The following is a 17,094-nucleotide window of genomic DNA, read 5'->3' as shown; positions in this document are numbered from 1 at the left end:
GAACTCAACGGCCCGTCAGGATTGTCTGAATTTTTCTGTGCGCCTTAGCTATTAACCTCACAGGCAGCCACCGGCCAGCATCACACCAGCTGGACGTTGATGAGTTCGGTCCTTGCGATAGCACGGTCGCGCTCGGACGCCAGCGCCGTTCGGCGCGAGTCTGCCATGTAGGCGTCAAACGCCTCAGCGGAGGGGAACTCGAATAACTGAATTTCCAGTGGGCGACCTTCGGCGCCGTCGCTCCGCGCGCGTTGCAGGACCTTGCCGCCGTGGTCGGCGACAAGGCAGAGGACTGTATCTTCGTAGGCGACCAGCGAGTCCTCGGTCCCGGGATGGGCCCACAACAGGACATAGAACGTCAGACTCACGGAGCTGTCTCCTTACGCTTGGGTGTTTTCGTTGGGAGGGTAGGTGTTCCGAGTTCCACGGGTGCCTGTTCGCGGCTGCGCCGGTCGACTTGGGCGAGCTTGTCTTCAGCGCCGGCGAGGCTGACTTGGAGTCCTTCGACCTCGCCGAGCCAGCCTTCGCGTTCGGCTTCGGCGATGCGAGCGAGCAGGTTGTCGCGGATCTCGAGCAGACGGTGCCGTTGGGTCGGGTCAGGCCAGAGCAGCGGGCATCTGACACAAGCGTGCTCGTGAACACAACTGCTGGCGAAGGCGCGTCCGCAGGTGCCAATGGAGACTTTGCGGCGTTCGAAGTGGCCCAGGAATTCCTGCCATTCCTCATCGGTGGGGGCGCGGTATTCGTCGGTGGGCCGCAGGTCGCGGCGGCGGGCGAGGAATGCCAGATGTGATTGGATGGCCTCGTCGGGATAGACGGCCTTATAGCCCATGGTGACGTTGATGTCGCGGTGCCCGGCGATGACCTGGGCGATGTGAGGCGGCAGCCCGTTGAGGACGGCGTCGGTGATGAAAAGCCTTCGGAAGTCGTGGGGCGTAAATCGCAGCGGTTGCCCTGTTGCTGGCTCGGTGAGTCCTGTGGCGGCGATGGCGTCATCGAGCATGGAGCGGATCGCCGAGGCGCTAATGGCGCGAGGCTCGCAGCCTCTGCGACGCTGAAACAGCAACGGTAGTGGTGGCAGCCAGATGCGTTCGTGGTGGTCATAGGCGGCGACAAGCGGAATCGCGCCGCTGGTGTCGCGGACGCGACAGATGACCGCGCTGAGAACCTCGGCGAGTTCGGGGCTGACCACCAGGAGCCGTTCGGCATCGATTTTCGACGGTGCGATTTGCAGCAACGGCACGAGTTCGCCGGTAGTGGGCAGCCGGTATTGAACCAGGCTGTGGTGTGAGAGCTCGGTGAGCTCTTCGATGCGGATGCCGGTCGCGCGCAACACCTCAATTGCGGCGTAGGCCCAAAAGGCCTGCTCTTCCTGCTTGACTAGATCATGGCGGGCGCCGGTGCCCACGTCTTGGGCCCAGACCTTGACCGCTGCCGCGCGGGGCGAGTCGATGCGCAGTAGGGTCCGGCCGGCCGCGGTGAAGGTCTGCCCGATCGGGGTGCTGCGAGCTGCATCGAGTACCTGGGCGGCGTCGCGGCGCTGCTGGTCGGCGGTGCGGCGCAGTGTCGGCAGCACCGGCAGCCGTTCACGGGTGCGTGCGTCCATGCGGGACTTGCGTTGCCGCTTGTCTTTTCGCCGATTGATCTCTTCACTCCCGACCGGGCAGGGCGCCACCCAGGCGGCCCAGCGGGCGGGGTCTTCGACGGCCCAGTGAGCGAGGTCGAGATAGAAGCCCCGCACCGGGGTGAGGCATTCACGGTAGTTGATCCGCGGCACCTGGGTCTGAGTCGCGCTGCCGTCGGATGCTCGGATGGTCTTGGGAACCGTGCGTAGCCGCTGTTTCCATGCCTCGGCGACCTCGGGCGGCAAGTGCAGGCTGTCGATGCCGGGGTGGTGACGTTCCAGGTCTGCCCAGAACAGGCCGCCGAGGAAATTGGCGAGGCTGTTCAAGCTGGTGTAGTCCAGGGCGGGCTGGCGTTCCTTGAGGTAGTCCACGAGCAGATTGCGGATGGGACGGCAGACCAGCCCGTACCGGTCGATCAACTGCTCAGGTGTGCGTTGCCCGACCGTGCGCAACTCCCGCAGAGTCGCCGGCGCATCGGCGCCGAAGACACCCATCGTGCGCAATACCCGGTAGAACAAATGCGTGGCGCCAGGAGCGGTGCTGAGCGTCACGGCCTCAGCGTCGAGCAGTTCGAGCATGTCGCCGATGGTGATGTCGGCAATGGCGCCGCCCTTGGCCGCCAGGATCAGCGACGCTCGGTAGGTCGTGCGGGTCACCGCGGCTGATGACACGTCCGGGTCGCCCGAACATAGTGCTTGCAGGCGTGTGAACCCGGCGGCATCGCGGCAGCGCGCCATAATGTTGGTCAGGATGCCGCGCCGGAAATGCGCTGCGGCAAGCCAACTCAACGAGGGTCGGATGAGATCGGCGCCGAAGGCGGTGAACAACGCCCGGAAGAACCAGTCATGTGCCCACGACTGGTCATGGCCACGCGCGGTCAGCCATCCCACGGGGATGTGCCGCCAGCGCCGTCCGTCGGCGTCCGCGCCGCTGGCCAGCCACCGGTCCTGCCAGGTACCTCCCGGCTGGTCCAGCAGCCAGTCCAACATCAAGCCGACTGCGACGTCGTAGGCGCCGGGGTGACGGCGGTGACGTTTGGGCGGCGCGAACGGCGGCTGAGTCAACAATGAGTCGATGCTCTGGCGGTCCTGCCGGGTCCGCGGCCATTCTGCACCGGGCGACCGGGCAGACGCGATCATCGCCACTGGCGCATCGACCGGCAGCGCCGCTGCGACAGCGGGCTGCTCGATGCTGGTCACCGTCATCGCGATTCACCGCCGAACAGCACCCGCAGTGTCTCAGGGCGGTAGCCAGGTGCCGGCGGTGCTTGCACTCGCTCGGCGGCCTTTTTCGTCTGCTGGGCATGATGGGCGAGGATTCTGCGGATTACGTCCTGCTTGCGCGGGGTCAGGTAAATCTGCGTGGTGGTCAGCAACGCATGACCCAGCACGAACTGAACATCGGTCAACGGAAGATCAGGGTCCTCGGCCATCCGATACGCCGCGGTATGCCGCAAGGCATGGAGTGTCGCGGTGCTTCCGGCGCCTTGCCCGGCCCGTTCGAACATCCGATGCACCGCATGATAGGTCAACGGCCGCAACGGAGTTCGGGACGTCCACCACAACGGCTGATGCCGACCCTGCGGAACACGGCCCTTCATCTCGACCTGATAAAGCCGCAACCACACGAAGGCATCCGAAGAAGCCGGCAGTTCCTGGATCGCCCGAGACCCCTTGCGAGTCAACGCAATCACGCCCCTGCCCGGGTCGACACCACCCTGAGTAGCCGAGAGCAGCTCCGAGGCCCTTGCCCCGGTGGAGACGTAGAACGCCACCAACGCCCGATCGCGCTGCGACGGCAGCCGCGCAAAGATCTCGTTGAACTCCTCGTCGGGGATGCTGCGAGGAATCCGCGACGGCGTCGACGGCCGATACAAGCCCTTGCGCTCATTACGGTGTGGTTCCATCGGATTGTGATGCGCGTGGGCCCGGCGCCCTCGCCGCGCCCGGTCCAGCGGAAAAGGGTTGACCAGCGGCCCCGTGCCGGCATCCAGATGGAAGTCGTAGAAGGACCGCAACACCGTTTCGCTATGCGCACGCACCGACGCCGAGTAGGACTCCTTGCGCTGCTTCGTCTTCGGAACGACCGTTGGTCGTCGCCAGTGCGGACGAGCTGGCTTGCCGGCCACCAGCATCCAGCGCGAAAAGTCGCGGGCCTCGACCCGAGTCGCCCGCTGCCACGGAACCTCGATCGCCCACAAAAACCGGAACCATCGCAGCAGATCCATCCCGTAAGACCGGATCGTCGCCTCCGATCTCCCCGCGGCCTGCAGATCACGGAAGAACGCCGACACCCCATCCACGACGGCACCGGTCGGGTCGACCAACCGGAACGGCTCCCACGAATCATTGGTCTGCACCAACGAGCCGAGCACCGGCACCGACAGGACCGCGATGTCGCGCTCTTGCTCCCCATCAACAGACACGGGCCCAGACGTTAACCCACAACACCGAAAAAGAGCGCCTACCAGCGGCTAGGCGTGTCGTAGTTCAGTCAACGGGTAATGGGAGGCAAACCGCACGTAATCCGGCGTCGGGACAACGACATTGGCGACCACACCACCTTTGAGGCAGCCCATCCGGTCGGCCAGTACCTTGGCCGGGACCCCGCCGATCGCCTCCAGGGCTTCGGCGACCATCGCCAACGTCGTCGAGGCTTTCTGATCGGCGGCAAACCGCACGAACCGCCACCGCGAATAGGCCAGGACCGCGCAGAACACCAACAACCCTGGCGCGGCTTCGGCCCAGTCCATCACCAGGTAGTCACCCGGTGACCACACTGCCGGCCTGCGTTGATGCTTGTTGGCTTTGCGCCACAACACTTTCTGCTCAGCCACCAACCGGCGGAAGTTTCGTGCCGAACCCTGATACCCCGCGGCGCGGGCCACCGGCAGCAGCCGCTTCGCCGAGATCTTGCCGTTCGAGCTCTTGACCCGGGTGGCGACCAGGTCGGTGAACGCGTCGAGGTTGCGGGGCCGTGGCTCCCGCGGCGGCGGCCCACCAGCCTCGGCCCGCTCGATGACCCGTTTGACCGTTTTATGGGTGGTGCCGCACAGCTCGGCCGCGCCGCGATAGGTGCCGACCTGGTGATACGCCGAAATAATGTTCATACGCTCCCTTGCAGACTTCAATAGAGCTCCCTGGGCGGTGTGGTGACAGTTGGCGCTATCACCGTCACCGCCCAGGCCCTCAGCTCCCGGAAAAGACACGACGAGCCCGCAAAGGAGTGGGGACTTCTACCTGGCCACCAGCGGGGACTTCCTACCGGCCACAGATGGGGACTTTCTCATGGCCACGGGCAGCAGGGTCAACTCTGACCCGAGTGGGCCATCCCACTATCGAAACTTTTGGCCCGCCGCCGTAGCGCGAGCCGATAGGCTGAAGCTCAAGCGCTCCGCGCGCAACTACCTGGGCGTCTGGTTCCATTCCCAGGTGGTGGTGGTAATCAGCAGCTGACGCGACGAACAGCGGTTCAACGTAGGGCTGAACGCCGCTCCCCGCCGAATTACGGGCGAAGCTCTGTCTTTGAATACCTCGCCCGCGGCAGTTCGCGGCATGTCGGGAACGAGATGCACACAGAATGCGGTCAGGGGCGGCGGAAGGTAAATCCCTCCCACGCCTGGCGCCGAACCGCAAGCGGGTCACACTCGACCCGCGATGTCCTGTCGAAGATCATCACCGCATGGTCGGCACTGACGTGGCTGGGCCAACCCGCGCCAGGCACGCCTGTGCGGGCGAAGGCGCACCACCGCGACTGGACATCCTCGGTAATGCGCAGCGCCGTATATTTGTCGCCTGCCGCGCTGAGCAGCCGACCCAACCGCGTTCTGTAGACGTCGAAAACTGCGAGCAATTCGGTAGCATGAGTGGCCCCCAGCCCGGACCATCGCAACGTGCGCGGAGCGTAGTCATAGCGGTACACGTATACCGGAGCGTGTGCGCTGTGCGCGTCGGCGATCTGCCATACGACCGATGCGAACGTGAAGTCGCCTCCCAATTCAATACAAGCAGCGGCTTTCGGATAAGAGGGGTACGCCGCCGTAATCCGCTCACGGTCAGCAGATTCCACAGTCGATAGCAGCAGCTCGATCTTGGGTTCGTTCGTTGGCAGTAGTTTCAGGAAGCGGGTGAACAGCTTGGCTTCTTCCGCATTGTTACCCACGACGAGAGGCACTCGGTGTGCTTTTCCCAAGCGCAACGAATCCATTGGATCCAGCGGCAGGTAGTCGGTTCCATATGTGGGACCGACCGGATATACGCCCGGCGCGTTGCGGCTTTCCTGCATGATCAGATGATCCAAAGTCGCTACGAGGTCGGTCGGCGGCGCGGTCAGCAAGACCGCGGCAGCGTCTCGCCTCCGAGCTCCGAGAATCGCCGCAAACCTTGCGGCGTATTCTTCAGATTGTTCACGGGAACTAGCCAAACCTCCCGCGGGGCTCTCAGAAATGGCTTGAGCGAACAGCCCTTTAGCAGCTGGAACAGCCAACAGCGTCGCCACTGCGTGTGCCCCTGCGCTCTCGCCGAATATCGTCACAGCGTCGGGATTGCCGCCGAAGCTTGCGATGTTGTCACGCACCCAACGGAGCGCCATAACCAGATCACGCAGATAAAGATTGTCGTCGATGCGGAAGGCGTCGGTAGACAGAGACGAGAGGTCAACTGCTCCAAGCGCGCCCAGCCGGTAATTAACTGACACGAACACGCACCCCTTGCGAGCCAACGATGCCCCGTCATATACCGGTGTCGCGGAGCTGCCGAGGAAGTATGCGCCGCCATGGATGAACACCATCACAGGTAACGGCCGCTCGTATCTGGTGTCGGGCGCGACGACGTTCAGCGTCAGGCAGTCTTCGCTCATCGGCTGATATTTGCCGAGGCCAACAAAAGTGTATTTGCGCGGCTGTGGTGCACAGTACCTGAAACGGTGACACGGCAAGACTCCCTCCCACGGCTCGATTGGCCGGGGGGCTCTTAGGCGCAACGCCCCGACGGGCGGCTCGGCGTAGGGGATGGATCGCCACCTGGTCACGCCGTCTCGGGAGAAACCCTCGACCAAGCCGGAAGTTACTGTGGTGCAGACGGTACGAAGGTGCATCGCTCGACTGTAGCTAATGGCCATTCACATCCTGCTTAAGTGGATGGATGTCACGCATATCTTGGTTTTGGTAGCTGTCGGCTGCCCTTAACTATGGCCAGCTTTGGGCTGCGCCACACAGCTCAGAGGTTCTCAGGCCGAATTGGCTATCGTGCGGTCGAGAAATCCGGCGACTGCTGCAGTGAAGGCGTCGTTGTCGTCGCCGGCCACCATGTGACCTGTGCCGGAAACGTCCACCGCTTCGGCGTGCGGGACAACCTGGAGGAATTCATCGACCGACTGCTGCGATGTCACATCCGAGAGGACGCCGCGCACCAGAAGCGTTGGTGCCTGCACGCGACGGGCCCCCTCAACAAGCAGTTCGCTGATCGCGTCGAACTGTTCGGCACCAGTGGCGGGGTCACCTTGCAGGAACTGAAAATTAGAGGTGATGAAAGCCGGATCCCATCGCCAAATCCACCTGCCATCGTCGCGTTGGCGCAACACTTTTCGCAGTCCGTCCAGGCTTTCGGGACGAGCGCGGTGCGGATTGTATTGGGCGATGACGTCGGCCGCGTCGTCGAGCGTGCCGAATCCGTCGGGATGGGCGGCCATAAATGACACGACGCGGCGTGCACCGTGGAACTCCATTCGCGGGGTGATGTCGACAAGAACGACTGCTGACCACAAATCGGCTGGTGCCAGCAGATGGGTTCCCAAAATGGTCATGCCACCCAACGACGCACCAACGACCACCGGCGGGCGGTCGTCACTCGCATGTTCGCGCACAGCCAGCAGATCGGATGTGAGTCCTGCGAGTTCGTATCGCCCAGTCGGGTCCCACCCGCTATCGCCGTGGCCTCGGGCATCGTAGGCGACGACGGTGTAACCGCGCGCATGCAACCGGCGCGCCGTGGTGGTCCAAGCGTGGCGATTTTGACCACCACCATGCAGGAGAAGTACGACGGCGCGGGCGGTGTCGTGCCGGTAGAAATCCGCCGTGAGGGTGACGCCGTCTTCGGTGCGGATTCGCTCGCAGGTAACAGTCATTTGATTAGGCCGCGATAGCCAATTCGGACGGCACTCGTGCTCAGTCTCGCCATCAACCGGAATACCCCCTCGGGCTAACCACCGTCACGGTTCCCTGCGCCGCGCATACCGCGCGCCCCGCGTTGGAGACATCGATTCTGGCGACACCGCTACGCTTGCCCAGCGCGATGATCTCGGTGACCGCAACGCACACTCCGCTCGACACGGGCTGCAGCAGATTTAGCTTGAATTCCGTTGTGGCCACCCATGATCCCGCTGGGATAACCGGATAGAACACCACGCCCAGACAGTGGTCTACCATCGCCGACAAGCATCCGCCGTGCAGGTTGCCGAACGGCGTCATCAGGTCGTCCCGAGCATCCATCTCCACAACCAGACGTCCCGCGGCGAATTCGGTGTGCCGAAATCCCAAGTAGCTGGACAGCCCACCCGCGGTTGCCGCCGCATTCTGCAACTCGTCGGCAATCTCTTGGCTGAACTGCTCGAACTTCATGTCTAGAGCCCCTCGTCGTTCACCGATACTGCTGCCACTAACGAGACATTACTCCGTACTTGTTGCATCAGCGCAAGACCGGGTGGTGGTGAGCAGAGGAGGAAGCAGGAATCTTCGTAGAAAAGCATCGAGGCCCTCCGGGCTGCGCTGCCTTGGGCCTTCGACCGTGAGTAGGCTGAGGATAGCCCGCAGTATCCACTCGGATGCATCGTCGACCGACACCCCACGCTCAAGTTGATCCCAGTGCGCGGCGAAGACAGGGCGAAGGAACTCGGCGACGAGTTCGAACAAAGCCACCGACGTACCCTTGGCCAGCCCTACGCCGGCGAGTTCGTCGTCACTGCCGAATAGCAATCCGATTATGGGTTCACGGTGGGCCGCACGGAGTGTAACCTCGACGAAATCCAGTATCGCCGAGCCTAAATCGGCATGCGCTGCGATCCGCGCACTAATGCGGCGGAGGTAGCGTTCGGCTGACCGCAAGATAACACCGGAAATGACGGATTCACGACTCGGAAAGTAGCGATACACCGTGGCGCGGGACACCCCGGCCTGCCTGGCGATGTCCTCCATCGTGGTGCCCGGTAGCCCCTTGTTCTCGAGGGACGTTGCGGCGGCATCGAGCAGATGGTCTCGGGCGATGTCGCGGCTCGCGGCGGTCGCCGTGCCCCATCGCAACGATTTTTTCGTCACCATTCAAGTATGCCGTCCCGTGCCGTTCGTGGGCTGACGATCGAAGCAGTTGTCGTATAGCACCTTATGTGACAATATCGCAGATATGTCGCAAAGGCGTCGACGATGACCGCGGCCTGACCGTTGCCGATTCCACGCCGCACTCCGGTCGTCGTCGCAGTTGGTGAGATCACGCACCGCGACGACGGTGTCGTTGACCCCATCGATTTGGCTTCCGAGGCCGTGCGTCGAGCATTGCAGGACTCGGGCGCTGCTATCGGGCATCGAATCGATATGGTGGCGACGCCCGGAATCTTGATGATTCCGCGTGACAATCCTGCGACGAGGATTGCCGAAGCGGCTGGGCTGGCGCCAATACGGCGCATCAGTTGTCCGGTTGGCGGTAATACGCCTCAGTACCTCGTTGAGGTGCTCGGCGCCCGCATCGCGCGCGGTGTCAGCGACGCGGTGTTAGTCGTCGGAGCGGAGAGCGGCGCGTCAGCTCGTAGGGTTGGATCGGGTCAGGTGCGACGAGACCCGAAACCCGTTGAGGGCCGGGATGAGTCACTTGGCGATACTCGCCCCGGTCTGAGCGCGGCCGAGATGTGTGCTGGACTGCGTTGGCCGCACCAGGTGTACCCGGTCTTCGAATCGGCGATTGCGGCTCGATCGGGCCGGACCTTCGATGAGCAGCGTCGCTGGCTGGGAAACCTGATGGCCCCCTTCACGCTCGAAGCATCGAGGCATCCCGGCCAGGCATGGTTTCCGCGCGCGCGCACTGCCAGTGAGCTCAGCTCGGTCTCGCCAACTAACCGGATGGTGTGCGAGCCATATCCCAAGATGCTCAACAGCATTATCACCGTCGATATGGCAGCCGCCTTCGTCATGATGGCTGCCGAAGTCGCCGACGAAATCGGTGTTCCTCGTGACCGATGGGTTTTCCCATGGTGCGCGGCCACTTGCAACGACGTGTACTTTCCGGTTCAGCGGCCCGATCTCAGTCGGTCCGCGGGAATTCGCGCTGTCGGACGGGCGCTCCTAGCTGCCTGCGACCTTTCCGCCGATGACATCGGATGGTTCGATTTGTACTCCTGCTTCCCTTCCGCGGTCGAAGTTGCGATCGAGGCGCTCGATCTCGATCCAGCGGATCCACGCGGGTTCACGGTGACCGGTGGATTGCCCTACCACGGAGGACCGGGTAACAACTATGTCAGCCACTCGATTGTGGAGATGGTTCGACGCTGCCGAAGCGAACCGGACGCCCTAGGACTGGTTTCCGGATTAGGTTGGTACATCACGAAGCACTCGTTGGGCCTATGGTCGGCGACGCCGCCGCCGACTGGGTGGCAGACACCGGACATGGCGGAAGCGCAGGCCGCGATTGATGCGACTGCGGTTCCAGTCGCTTCTGCCGCCGACACATCCGGTAGGGCAACGATCGACGGCTACACGGTGGTACACGACCGCGACGTTGGCCCTTCGTGGGTGCCTGTTCTCGCGCGTCTACCCGACGGCCGGCGCGTCGCGGCTCGCAACGACGATGCGAAGGTGGCGAAGGAAATGTCAAAAGAGATGATGGTCGGACGTCAGGTAACTGTGCGGCCCGCTGATCAGCGCGTCGAATTCGAACTGCCATGAAGGCCGATGCGCTCGTGCTGACCAAGCCGCGCGCCCTCGAGCGGCGCACTCTTGCGGTACCGCCCGTCGACGGCCACTCCGGAGTCCTTCGGATCGAGGCGTGCGGGCTCTGCGGAACCGATCACGAGCAGTACAGCGGTCACCTACCAGCGGGCTTCGCCTTCGTCCCGGGACATGAAATCGTCGGTGTCGTTGAGGCAGTCGGTGACGCCGCAAGCGCGCGTTGGGGTGTGTCGGCAGGTGATCGGGTTGCGGTCGAGGTTTTTCGATCGTGCCGGGAGTGCGACGCGTGCCGCCGAGGTGAGTATCGCAGGTGCTCGCGCAACGGACTGGCCACGATGTTCGGCTTCGTCGACGTAAACATCGATCCCGGCCTGTGGGGAGGGTACGCAACGCACCTGCATCTGCCCTTCGATTCCATGCTGTTGTCGATTCCAGACAGACTCGACCCGATTGTCGCTACGTTGTTCAACCCGCTGGGCGCGGGAATCAAATGGGCTGCCACGCTGCCGGAGACCGCGTCAGGCGACGTCGTCGCAGTCCTGGGGCCAGGCATCCGCGGCATCTGCTCGGCCGTAGCAGCGAAGGAATCCGGAGCGGCATTCGTCGCTATGACCGGACTCGGACCACGCGATCGACCACGGTTAGCCGCAGCGTCCAAGTTCGGCGTGGACCTGACCATTGACGTGACCCGTGAAGACCCGGTCAAGGCCCTGCAACGAGCGACCGGTCAACTCGCAGACGTCGTCGTCGACGTCACCGCCAAAGCGCCAGGTGCATTCGCTGACGCCGTCGCACTTGCTCGACCAGGCGGACGCGTGGTGATCGCCGGCACCCGCGGCGGCGGCGGAGCACCAGGCTTCGAGCCAGACCTCCTCGTTTTCAAAGAACTACGCGTCCTCGGCTCGCTGGGGGTCGATTACCCCGCCTATCAGAGCGCGATCGAATTGCTCGTCTCTGGGCGTTGGCCCTTCGATGAACTATCCCGGGACGTCGCCGGTTTCGCGGGCCTACCACGATTACTCGACGTCTTAGCCGATGGCGAGCCGGGCACGATTCCGGCCTTGCACAACGTCTTCGTACCGATGGCCTGACGTGCCAGCAGTGCCCAACTGAAAGGACTCTCAATGACGATGTCAAGCCGCCGACTGAGTGATCGGGGGTGAGTCGGGTTGCCAGGTGCGGTTGTCGCGGATGAGTGCGTAGAGGACGTTGGTGCGGCGTCGGGCCAGGCAGATGGTGGCTGGGATGGGTCGTTTGCCTTGGTTTCGTTTGCGTTGGTAGTAGGCGCGGGAGGCCGGGTCGCAGCGGATGGCGGTCAGTGCGGACATGTACATCACCCGGCGCAGCCGGCGGCTGTAGCGCTTGGGGGTGTGCAGTCGTCCGGTGCGTTTTCCCGAATCTCGAGATACCGGTGCGAGCCCGGCCCAGGCGGCGAGCTGGTCGGCCGAGCCGATCAGTTCGGGATCGCCGACGGCGGCCAGGAATTCAGCACCGAGCCGAAATCCCATGCCTGGGATGCTGGTGATCACTTCGGCCAGTGGATGGCGGCGAAATCGGTCCTCGATGTCGGCATCGGTGGTCTTGATGCGGTCATCGAGGGCAATCACCCCCTGCGCCAGATCAGCGATCAGTCCGGCGGCCACTTGTTCGCCGGGCAGTCGGACCGTTTGAGTTTTGGCGGCCGCCACCGCAGCCGCCGCAATGGCCGCGGCATTACGCACTCCGGCGTCGGCCAGGATCCGGGTCAGCCGCGAAATACCGGTCTGGCGGATGGCTTTGGGGCGCTGGTAGCGCGCCAGCAGCACTACCCAGCCCCGGTCAGCGCTGAGCTGGGCGGCCCGCTCCAGCGCCGGACACACCGCAACGAGTTGTTGGCGCAGTCGGTTGATCGTGCGGGTGCGGTCAGCGACCAGGTCGGCGCGATGAGCGGTGAGCAGCCGCAGTTCGGTGATCAGATCGTCGTCGGGATGCAGCAGTGGCAAGTCATCGCCGCGCATCCGCGACTGATCAGCGATCACCCGGGCGTCTTTGGCGTCGGTCTTGGCTTCACCACCTCGATAGACCGCCGAGGCTTGCCAGACCGCACGGCCCGCCAGGTAGCGCACCGACTTGCCGGCATCAGCCAACACGGTCAACAACAGGGCGGCATACACCGTGGTCAGGTCCACCGTCCAGGCAACCTGATCAGCCAACGAGTCAATCTCGCCGATCAGCGCACGGATCGGTTGCTCCTCGTTGCCGAGTCTGCGCGACAACACCACCGTGCCGCTGTTGTCGACCACGCACACCCAGTGATGTTCCTTGCCGACATCAACCCCAGCCCACAACTGGCCCGCTGCCATCGATCTCCTATCCGCTTGTCTGCCAACACGATCCCCACGGACAACCCCGCCAGCATTTCCTTAAACAAGCGATCACGTCGCAGATCTCAATCAGCGGCCCGAGGAAGTCCAGGAAGGCCGGGCGGCCAGTCCTTTCAAGCCGCACCACCAGGCCGGCAACCGACATGCCGCCTCACCCGACCCACCCGGGTCACAGCACAACGTAACAACACGAAGTAACTGCACCTACGAACTTAAGGACCGACTGTGGGCAGTGGAAACCGCGTCGAAATGCTCGGCCTGACAGACGCGCGCCGGCGCGCTGCTCAATGTGGCATCCCCGAAGCCATAGCGGAGTTGTCGATATTCCGAATCGCGCTTCACCAGCCTAGTGTGGCAATGGCCTTGAACGGACTGCTGGAGGCGTTGCTGTGGACCGGGGACCTCGACGCGCGGCTGCGAGAGCTGATCATCATGCGAATCGGCTGGGTCACCGGCTCGGTCTATGAATGGACGCAACATTGGCGACTCGCACGAATGCTCGACGTGTCCGAGCGTGACCTGCTCGCGGTGCGAGATTGGCAGAATGCTAACCACTTTGGCGATGCCGAACGTGCTGTACTTGCGGCGACCGATGAGACACTGCGTGACGGCACCATCTCGGATGGCACGTGGGCTGTGTGCCGAGATGCGTTGCAAGCAGACCCGGGGCTCCTTGTAGAACTTGTCGCGGCGATTGGCAACTGGCGACTCTTTTCTGCGCTCCTGCGATCTCTGGATGTGCCGCTCGAAGACGGCGTCGACGAATGGCCCCCTGACGGTGTTCGACCATCGTGACGCAGCGTGTCCAAAATGCCTGCGGTACCGTGCTAACGGTATCGCGCCGAAGCGGACCGTACTGGCGCTTGGATCGCCCGGCGCGGCTCGCCGTGACCATGAGCTGCACTTTGCCAGGTCGGCATACGCCAAGTTGCTGCGTTCGGCACCTTAATGCGGGATTTCTCGTCGTTTAAGGCCGCAATGGCCGAAGTTATCGAACACGTCCAACCGGAAACGAGGCCGCAACCTTGGATGCTCCAAATTCAACTGAACCGCAACGCCTGCCGTCACACACGCCTACCTGTATGGGTTGCGGGACCCGAGAATTCCAGTGGCCTGCAGCTAGAGGTCTATCGTCTGGACGATGAGGTATATGCCGATGTGGCATTCGATGAGCGTCATATCGGTGCGCCCGGCTTGGCGCACGGCGGGGCTATCGCGGCGGCGTGCGACGACCTTTTGGGCTTCACCCTGTGGATCGCCGGCACGCCTGCGGTCACGCGCAATCTCGCGATCGAGTATCTAGCGCCGGTTCCGCTACACCAGCCCCACCGCATTAGCGCACGTATCAGCGTGCGGCAAGGACGTGCCTTACACTGGCGAGGGGGTCGGTGAAGATGGCGTCATTCGTTTCACCGCAACAGCGGTTTTCATCACGGTAGAACCCGAACACTTCGCCGCCCACGGCGACATCGCCGGTTTCGGAGAGCTTCTTGACCAGCTCGTCCGCTTCGCTGGACCCAACACCGCTCATGACTCAGATGAAGGTGCGTAATCGTCGGTATTTTAGTCAAAATGCAAGAGTTTCAAGCGTCCTCACGTTTACGTTGCGGCCACCAGCTGGTCTCACGGAGCAATGTGGCGATCGCGGGAACCGTGAGAGTGCGGACAACAAAGGTGTCGAGTAGTAGGCCACAGCCGATGATGAGCCCGGCTTGGATCATGATCGCGACCGAACCGACCATAAGGCCGAACATGCTGGCCGCGTAGATGAGCCCGGCGGAAGTGATGACTGAGCCGGTGTTTGCGACCGTGCGCAGTACGCCGACGCGGATGTTGTGAGCGGATTCCTCGCGTAACCGCGAGATCAGCAGCATGTTGTAGTCGGCGCCCACCGCGATCAAGATGATGAACGCCAAAAGCGGTACCAGCCAAGCGATTTTCTTACCGAGGCCGTATTGGAAAACGAGCGTCCCGATGCCCAGTGCGGCTGCGTAGTTGAGCACGACCGTACCGAGCAGGTAGAGCGGGGCCACCAAGGCGCGCAGGAGAACGACGAGGATCAGTCCGACGATGACGAGCGTGGCAATGGCCAGCAGATGGAAGTCGGCCGACAGAAGGCGCTGGATATCGGAGTTGACGGCGGGGAATCCGGCCATCGATATTTTGGCGTTGGCCAAGGAGGTGTTGGGCGTGCAGCATCGGCAACTTGGGTGATCTTCTGAGCGAGATCCATCGCTTCGCTGCTGTAGGGGTTGTAGCTGGATTCGATGGCGAAGCGTGCGGTCTTGCCGTCAGCGGACAGGAAGTGCTTTGCCACATCGGAGAACTGGCGATTCTCGAAGGCGTTAGCCGGGAGGCAAAAGCCGCTGGAGTTGTCCGAACCGGCGCTGGACCGCGCGGAATTCTGTAGTTGGGTGGCGATCTGACTCATGCCGGACAACATTTCGATGTTGCTGTCGGCAAGGGTATGCACACCGGTGGCTAGGGCTTGTGCGCCCGATGCGAGCTGGCTGATGCCGTTTTGGAGGCGGCGGATGTTGCCGGCCATGTCGGCGGGGTCGCCGAGCGCTCCGAACGCCTTGTTCAGCGAGGTGACCGTGTTCTGCAGGTCTGCCATGGTGCCCCCCGCAGTATCGCCGCCCGGCTGGTACATGTCGCCGAGGTTGGCGAGCTGGCTGAAAAAGCCGCCATCGCGCAAGGTCACCAGAATCCGTACCTGGTCGCGGATCTGGGTGCACTCGGGTGTGGAGGCAAACCAGGGGGAGGTGTTGAGCGCACCGACCAGCGGGTCGATCGTGGCGATCGCATTCTGAGCTTGTTGAGCTTCTTGACGTAGCCCAGGTCCGGCTCGGATAGCTTGGTCGATGGTCGGTGTGGTAGTCGAAAGTTGCTGCAGCAGAGGGCGAAAGCGCTGAAATTGCGAGCCGCTGGACTGGGCTTGGTTAAGGATACCGGTCAGCGGAGTCAACGCTGTGCGAAGGGTGGTGTCAAGTTGCGCCAGGCCGCTGGCGAGTTGGTCGGCACCGCCGGTGAGTTTGGTGAGATCGGTCTTGTGGGCGTCTCCTTTGGCGACGGCATCGGCCATCTTGTTGCCGATCTGGACGTTTTGCCAAGAGAGCTGTGCCTGATCGAGTCGTGCCCCGGTGGGCCGGGTGACGCCGGATACTTTGGTGACGCCCGGCAATTGCGACACGCGAGACGCCATCTCATCCAGGTCGGCCAGGCCTTTACCGGTGTGCATATCGGTCCGTGATTCCACGACCATGAACTGGGTGATGACGATATCTTTGCGAAAGTGCCTGTCCAGCAGGTGATAACCTTCGTTGCTGGCGGTTGTGTCCGGCTCTCCTTGGCGGTCGTCGTAGCTCATGCGCATGGTCAGCGCGACAGCCGCTAGCCCTAATACAAGGGCCAGGCTGGCGGCCAGCAGTGGGGTGGGTCGGCGGACTACGGCCACGGCGATCCAGTTCCAGTAGCGGCGTGTGCGGTCGGCTTTGGGTTCGCCAATGCCGCCGTTTGGCGGCCAGCGCCAATACCGGAGGGAACAATGTCACGGTGGCCGCGACTCCGACGAAGACGGCTATCGCGCACGCTGGGCCCAGCGCGCCAAAAACGCTCAGCTTTGCAAAGAACCATGGCCAGAAATGCAAACGCCACAGTCGCGGCGGAGGCCAGGATCACCCGGCCGATGGTGGCGGTTGCGTTGATCACCGCGAGGTCAGCCGAGACGTCCTGGCGGCGCTGCTCGTGATACCGGCTGATCAAAAATGCCGAATAATCGGTGCCGGCGCCCAACAGAATCGCCGTCATGAACGCGATGGTGAATCGCGACACCGGCATTCCCGCTTCGCCCAGCGCCGAGAGCACTCCGCGCCCTACCGCAAGGCTGACCCCGATAACCAACAGAGGCAGCAACGCGGTAAACAGTGACCTGTAGATGACCAGCAAGATCAGCGCTATCAGCCCGGCGGTCACGACGGAGATGACAATCAAATCCTGCTCAGCCGAATCGATTTGATCGCTGAACGTCGCGGGAGGGCCGGTTACGCGGACCGTCGTGGATGTGCCGCTAAAGGACTGGGCGGCGATAGCGGTGATGGCTTAGTAGTGCGGTGAGGCCGCCGGGAACCGGTCGGTGGTCGCCGACTGCGGGTCATCTTGCCGGGGCAGCAGGTAG

At 63.1% G+C, this 17,094-nt stretch carries 11 protein-coding genes and 3 pseudogenes; 4 read left to right on the top strand and 10 right to left on the bottom strand.

Annotation, left to right across the window (positions count from 1 at the left end; genetic code table 11):
- Nucleotides 1-80: 80 nt before the first annotated feature.
- From AWC08_RS10505 to AWC08_RS10470, 8 genes and pseudogenes are all read right to left on the bottom strand, one after another.
- A complete protein-coding gene (locus tag AWC08_RS10505) occupies nucleotides 81-368 on the bottom strand; it encodes a DUF1330 domain-containing protein (protein ID WP_042909843.1) in 288 nt (95 codons plus the stop codon).
- A complete protein-coding gene (locus AWC08_RS10500; protein ID WP_046182709.1) occupies nucleotides 365-2,830 on the bottom strand; it encodes a tyrosine-type recombinase/integrase in 2,466 nt (821 codons plus the stop codon). Before AWC08_RS10500 ends, AWC08_RS10505 begins: the two co-directional genes overlap by 4 nt.
- Nucleotides 2,827-4,050, bottom strand: a complete 1,224-nt coding sequence (locus AWC08_RS10495) for a tyrosine-type recombinase/integrase (protein ID WP_042909842.1) — start codon at nucleotides 4,048-4,050, stop codon at nucleotides 2,827-2,829. Before AWC08_RS10495 ends, AWC08_RS10500 begins: the two co-directional genes overlap by 4 nt.
- Before the next feature lie 75 nt (nucleotides 4,051-4,125).
- A pseudogene (locus AWC08_RS10490) lies at nucleotides 4,126-4,755 on the bottom strand (helix-turn-helix domain-containing protein); the annotation flags it as partial.
- 455 nt (nucleotides 4,756-5,210) lie between these two features.
- Nucleotides 5,211-6,719, bottom strand: a complete 1,509-nt coding sequence (locus AWC08_RS10485) for a carboxylesterase/lipase family protein (protein ID WP_033721569.1) — start codon at nucleotides 6,717-6,719, stop codon at nucleotides 5,211-5,213.
- 132 nt (nucleotides 6,720-6,851) lie between these two features.
- On the bottom strand, nucleotides 6,852-7,748 hold the full coding sequence (locus AWC08_RS10480; RefSeq protein WP_033721570.1) for an alpha/beta fold hydrolase: 897 nt from the start codon (nucleotides 7,746-7,748) through the stop codon (nucleotides 6,852-6,854).
- Between the two features lie 52 nt (nucleotides 7,749-7,800).
- Complete coding sequence (locus tag AWC08_RS10475; RefSeq protein ID WP_007172283.1) at nucleotides 7,801-8,241, bottom strand: PaaI family thioesterase; 441 nt, start codon at nucleotides 8,239-8,241, stop codon at nucleotides 7,801-7,803.
- 48 nt (nucleotides 8,242-8,289) lie between these two features.
- Complete coding sequence (locus tag AWC08_RS10470; protein WP_046182710.1) at nucleotides 8,290-8,937, bottom strand: TetR/AcrR family transcriptional regulator; 648 nt, start codon at nucleotides 8,935-8,937, stop codon at nucleotides 8,290-8,292.
- 120 nt (nucleotides 8,938-9,057) lie between these two features.
- Here AWC08_RS10470 and AWC08_RS10465 point away from each other — a divergent pair, with 120 nt between their 5' ends.
- Together AWC08_RS10465 and AWC08_RS10460 are read left to right on the top strand one after the other, a co-directional pair.
- Complete coding sequence (locus AWC08_RS10465) at nucleotides 9,058-10,551, top strand: acetyl-CoA acetyltransferase (RefSeq protein ID WP_007172286.1); 1,494 nt, start codon at nucleotides 9,058-9,060, stop codon at nucleotides 10,549-10,551.
- The gene (locus tag AWC08_RS10460; RefSeq protein WP_007172287.1) at nucleotides 10,548-11,645 is read left to right on the top strand and encodes a zinc-dependent alcohol dehydrogenase; all 1,098 of its coding nucleotides are present in this window, start codon (nucleotides 10,548-10,550) and stop codon (nucleotides 11,643-11,645) included. Before AWC08_RS10465 ends, AWC08_RS10460 begins: the two co-directional genes overlap by 4 nt.
- 42 nt (nucleotides 11,646-11,687) lie before the next feature.
- Here the strand turns inward: AWC08_RS10460 and AWC08_RS10455 are convergent, their stop codons facing one another.
- The gene (locus tag AWC08_RS10455; protein ID WP_007172600.1) at nucleotides 11,688-12,896 is read right to left on the bottom strand and encodes an IS110 family RNA-guided transposase; all 1,209 of its coding nucleotides are present in this window, start codon (nucleotides 12,894-12,896) and stop codon (nucleotides 11,688-11,690) included.
- 246 nt (nucleotides 12,897-13,142) lie between these two features.
- Between AWC08_RS10455 and AWC08_RS10450 the strand changes: the two genes are divergently transcribed.
- Together AWC08_RS10450 and AWC08_RS10445 are read left to right on the top strand one after the other, a co-directional pair.
- Nucleotides 13,143-13,712, top strand: coding sequence for a carboxymuconolactone decarboxylase family protein (locus tag AWC08_RS10450; protein ID WP_372457562.1), 570 nt, complete (start codon nucleotides 13,143-13,145; stop codon nucleotides 13,710-13,712).
- A 287-nt stretch (nucleotides 13,713-13,999) separates the two neighbouring features.
- Nucleotides 14,000-14,469: pseudogene (locus AWC08_RS10445) on the top strand (PaaI family thioesterase).
- Between the two features lie 31 nt (nucleotides 14,470-14,500).
- Here AWC08_RS10445 and AWC08_RS10440 read toward each other — a convergent pair.
- Nucleotides 14,501-17,018 (bottom strand): annotated as a pseudogene (locus tag AWC08_RS10440) (MMPL family transporter); the annotation flags it as partial.
- Nucleotides 17,019-17,094: the final 76 nt, after the last annotated feature.

It is taken from the genome of Mycobacterium gordonae (assembly GCF_002101675.1).
GTDB lineage: Bacteria > Actinomycetota > Actinomycetes > Mycobacteriales > Mycobacteriaceae > Mycobacterium > Mycobacterium gordonae.
The sequence above is the reverse complement of the archived record's forward strand: the minus strand, read 5'-3'. Positions and strand labels throughout refer to the sequence as shown.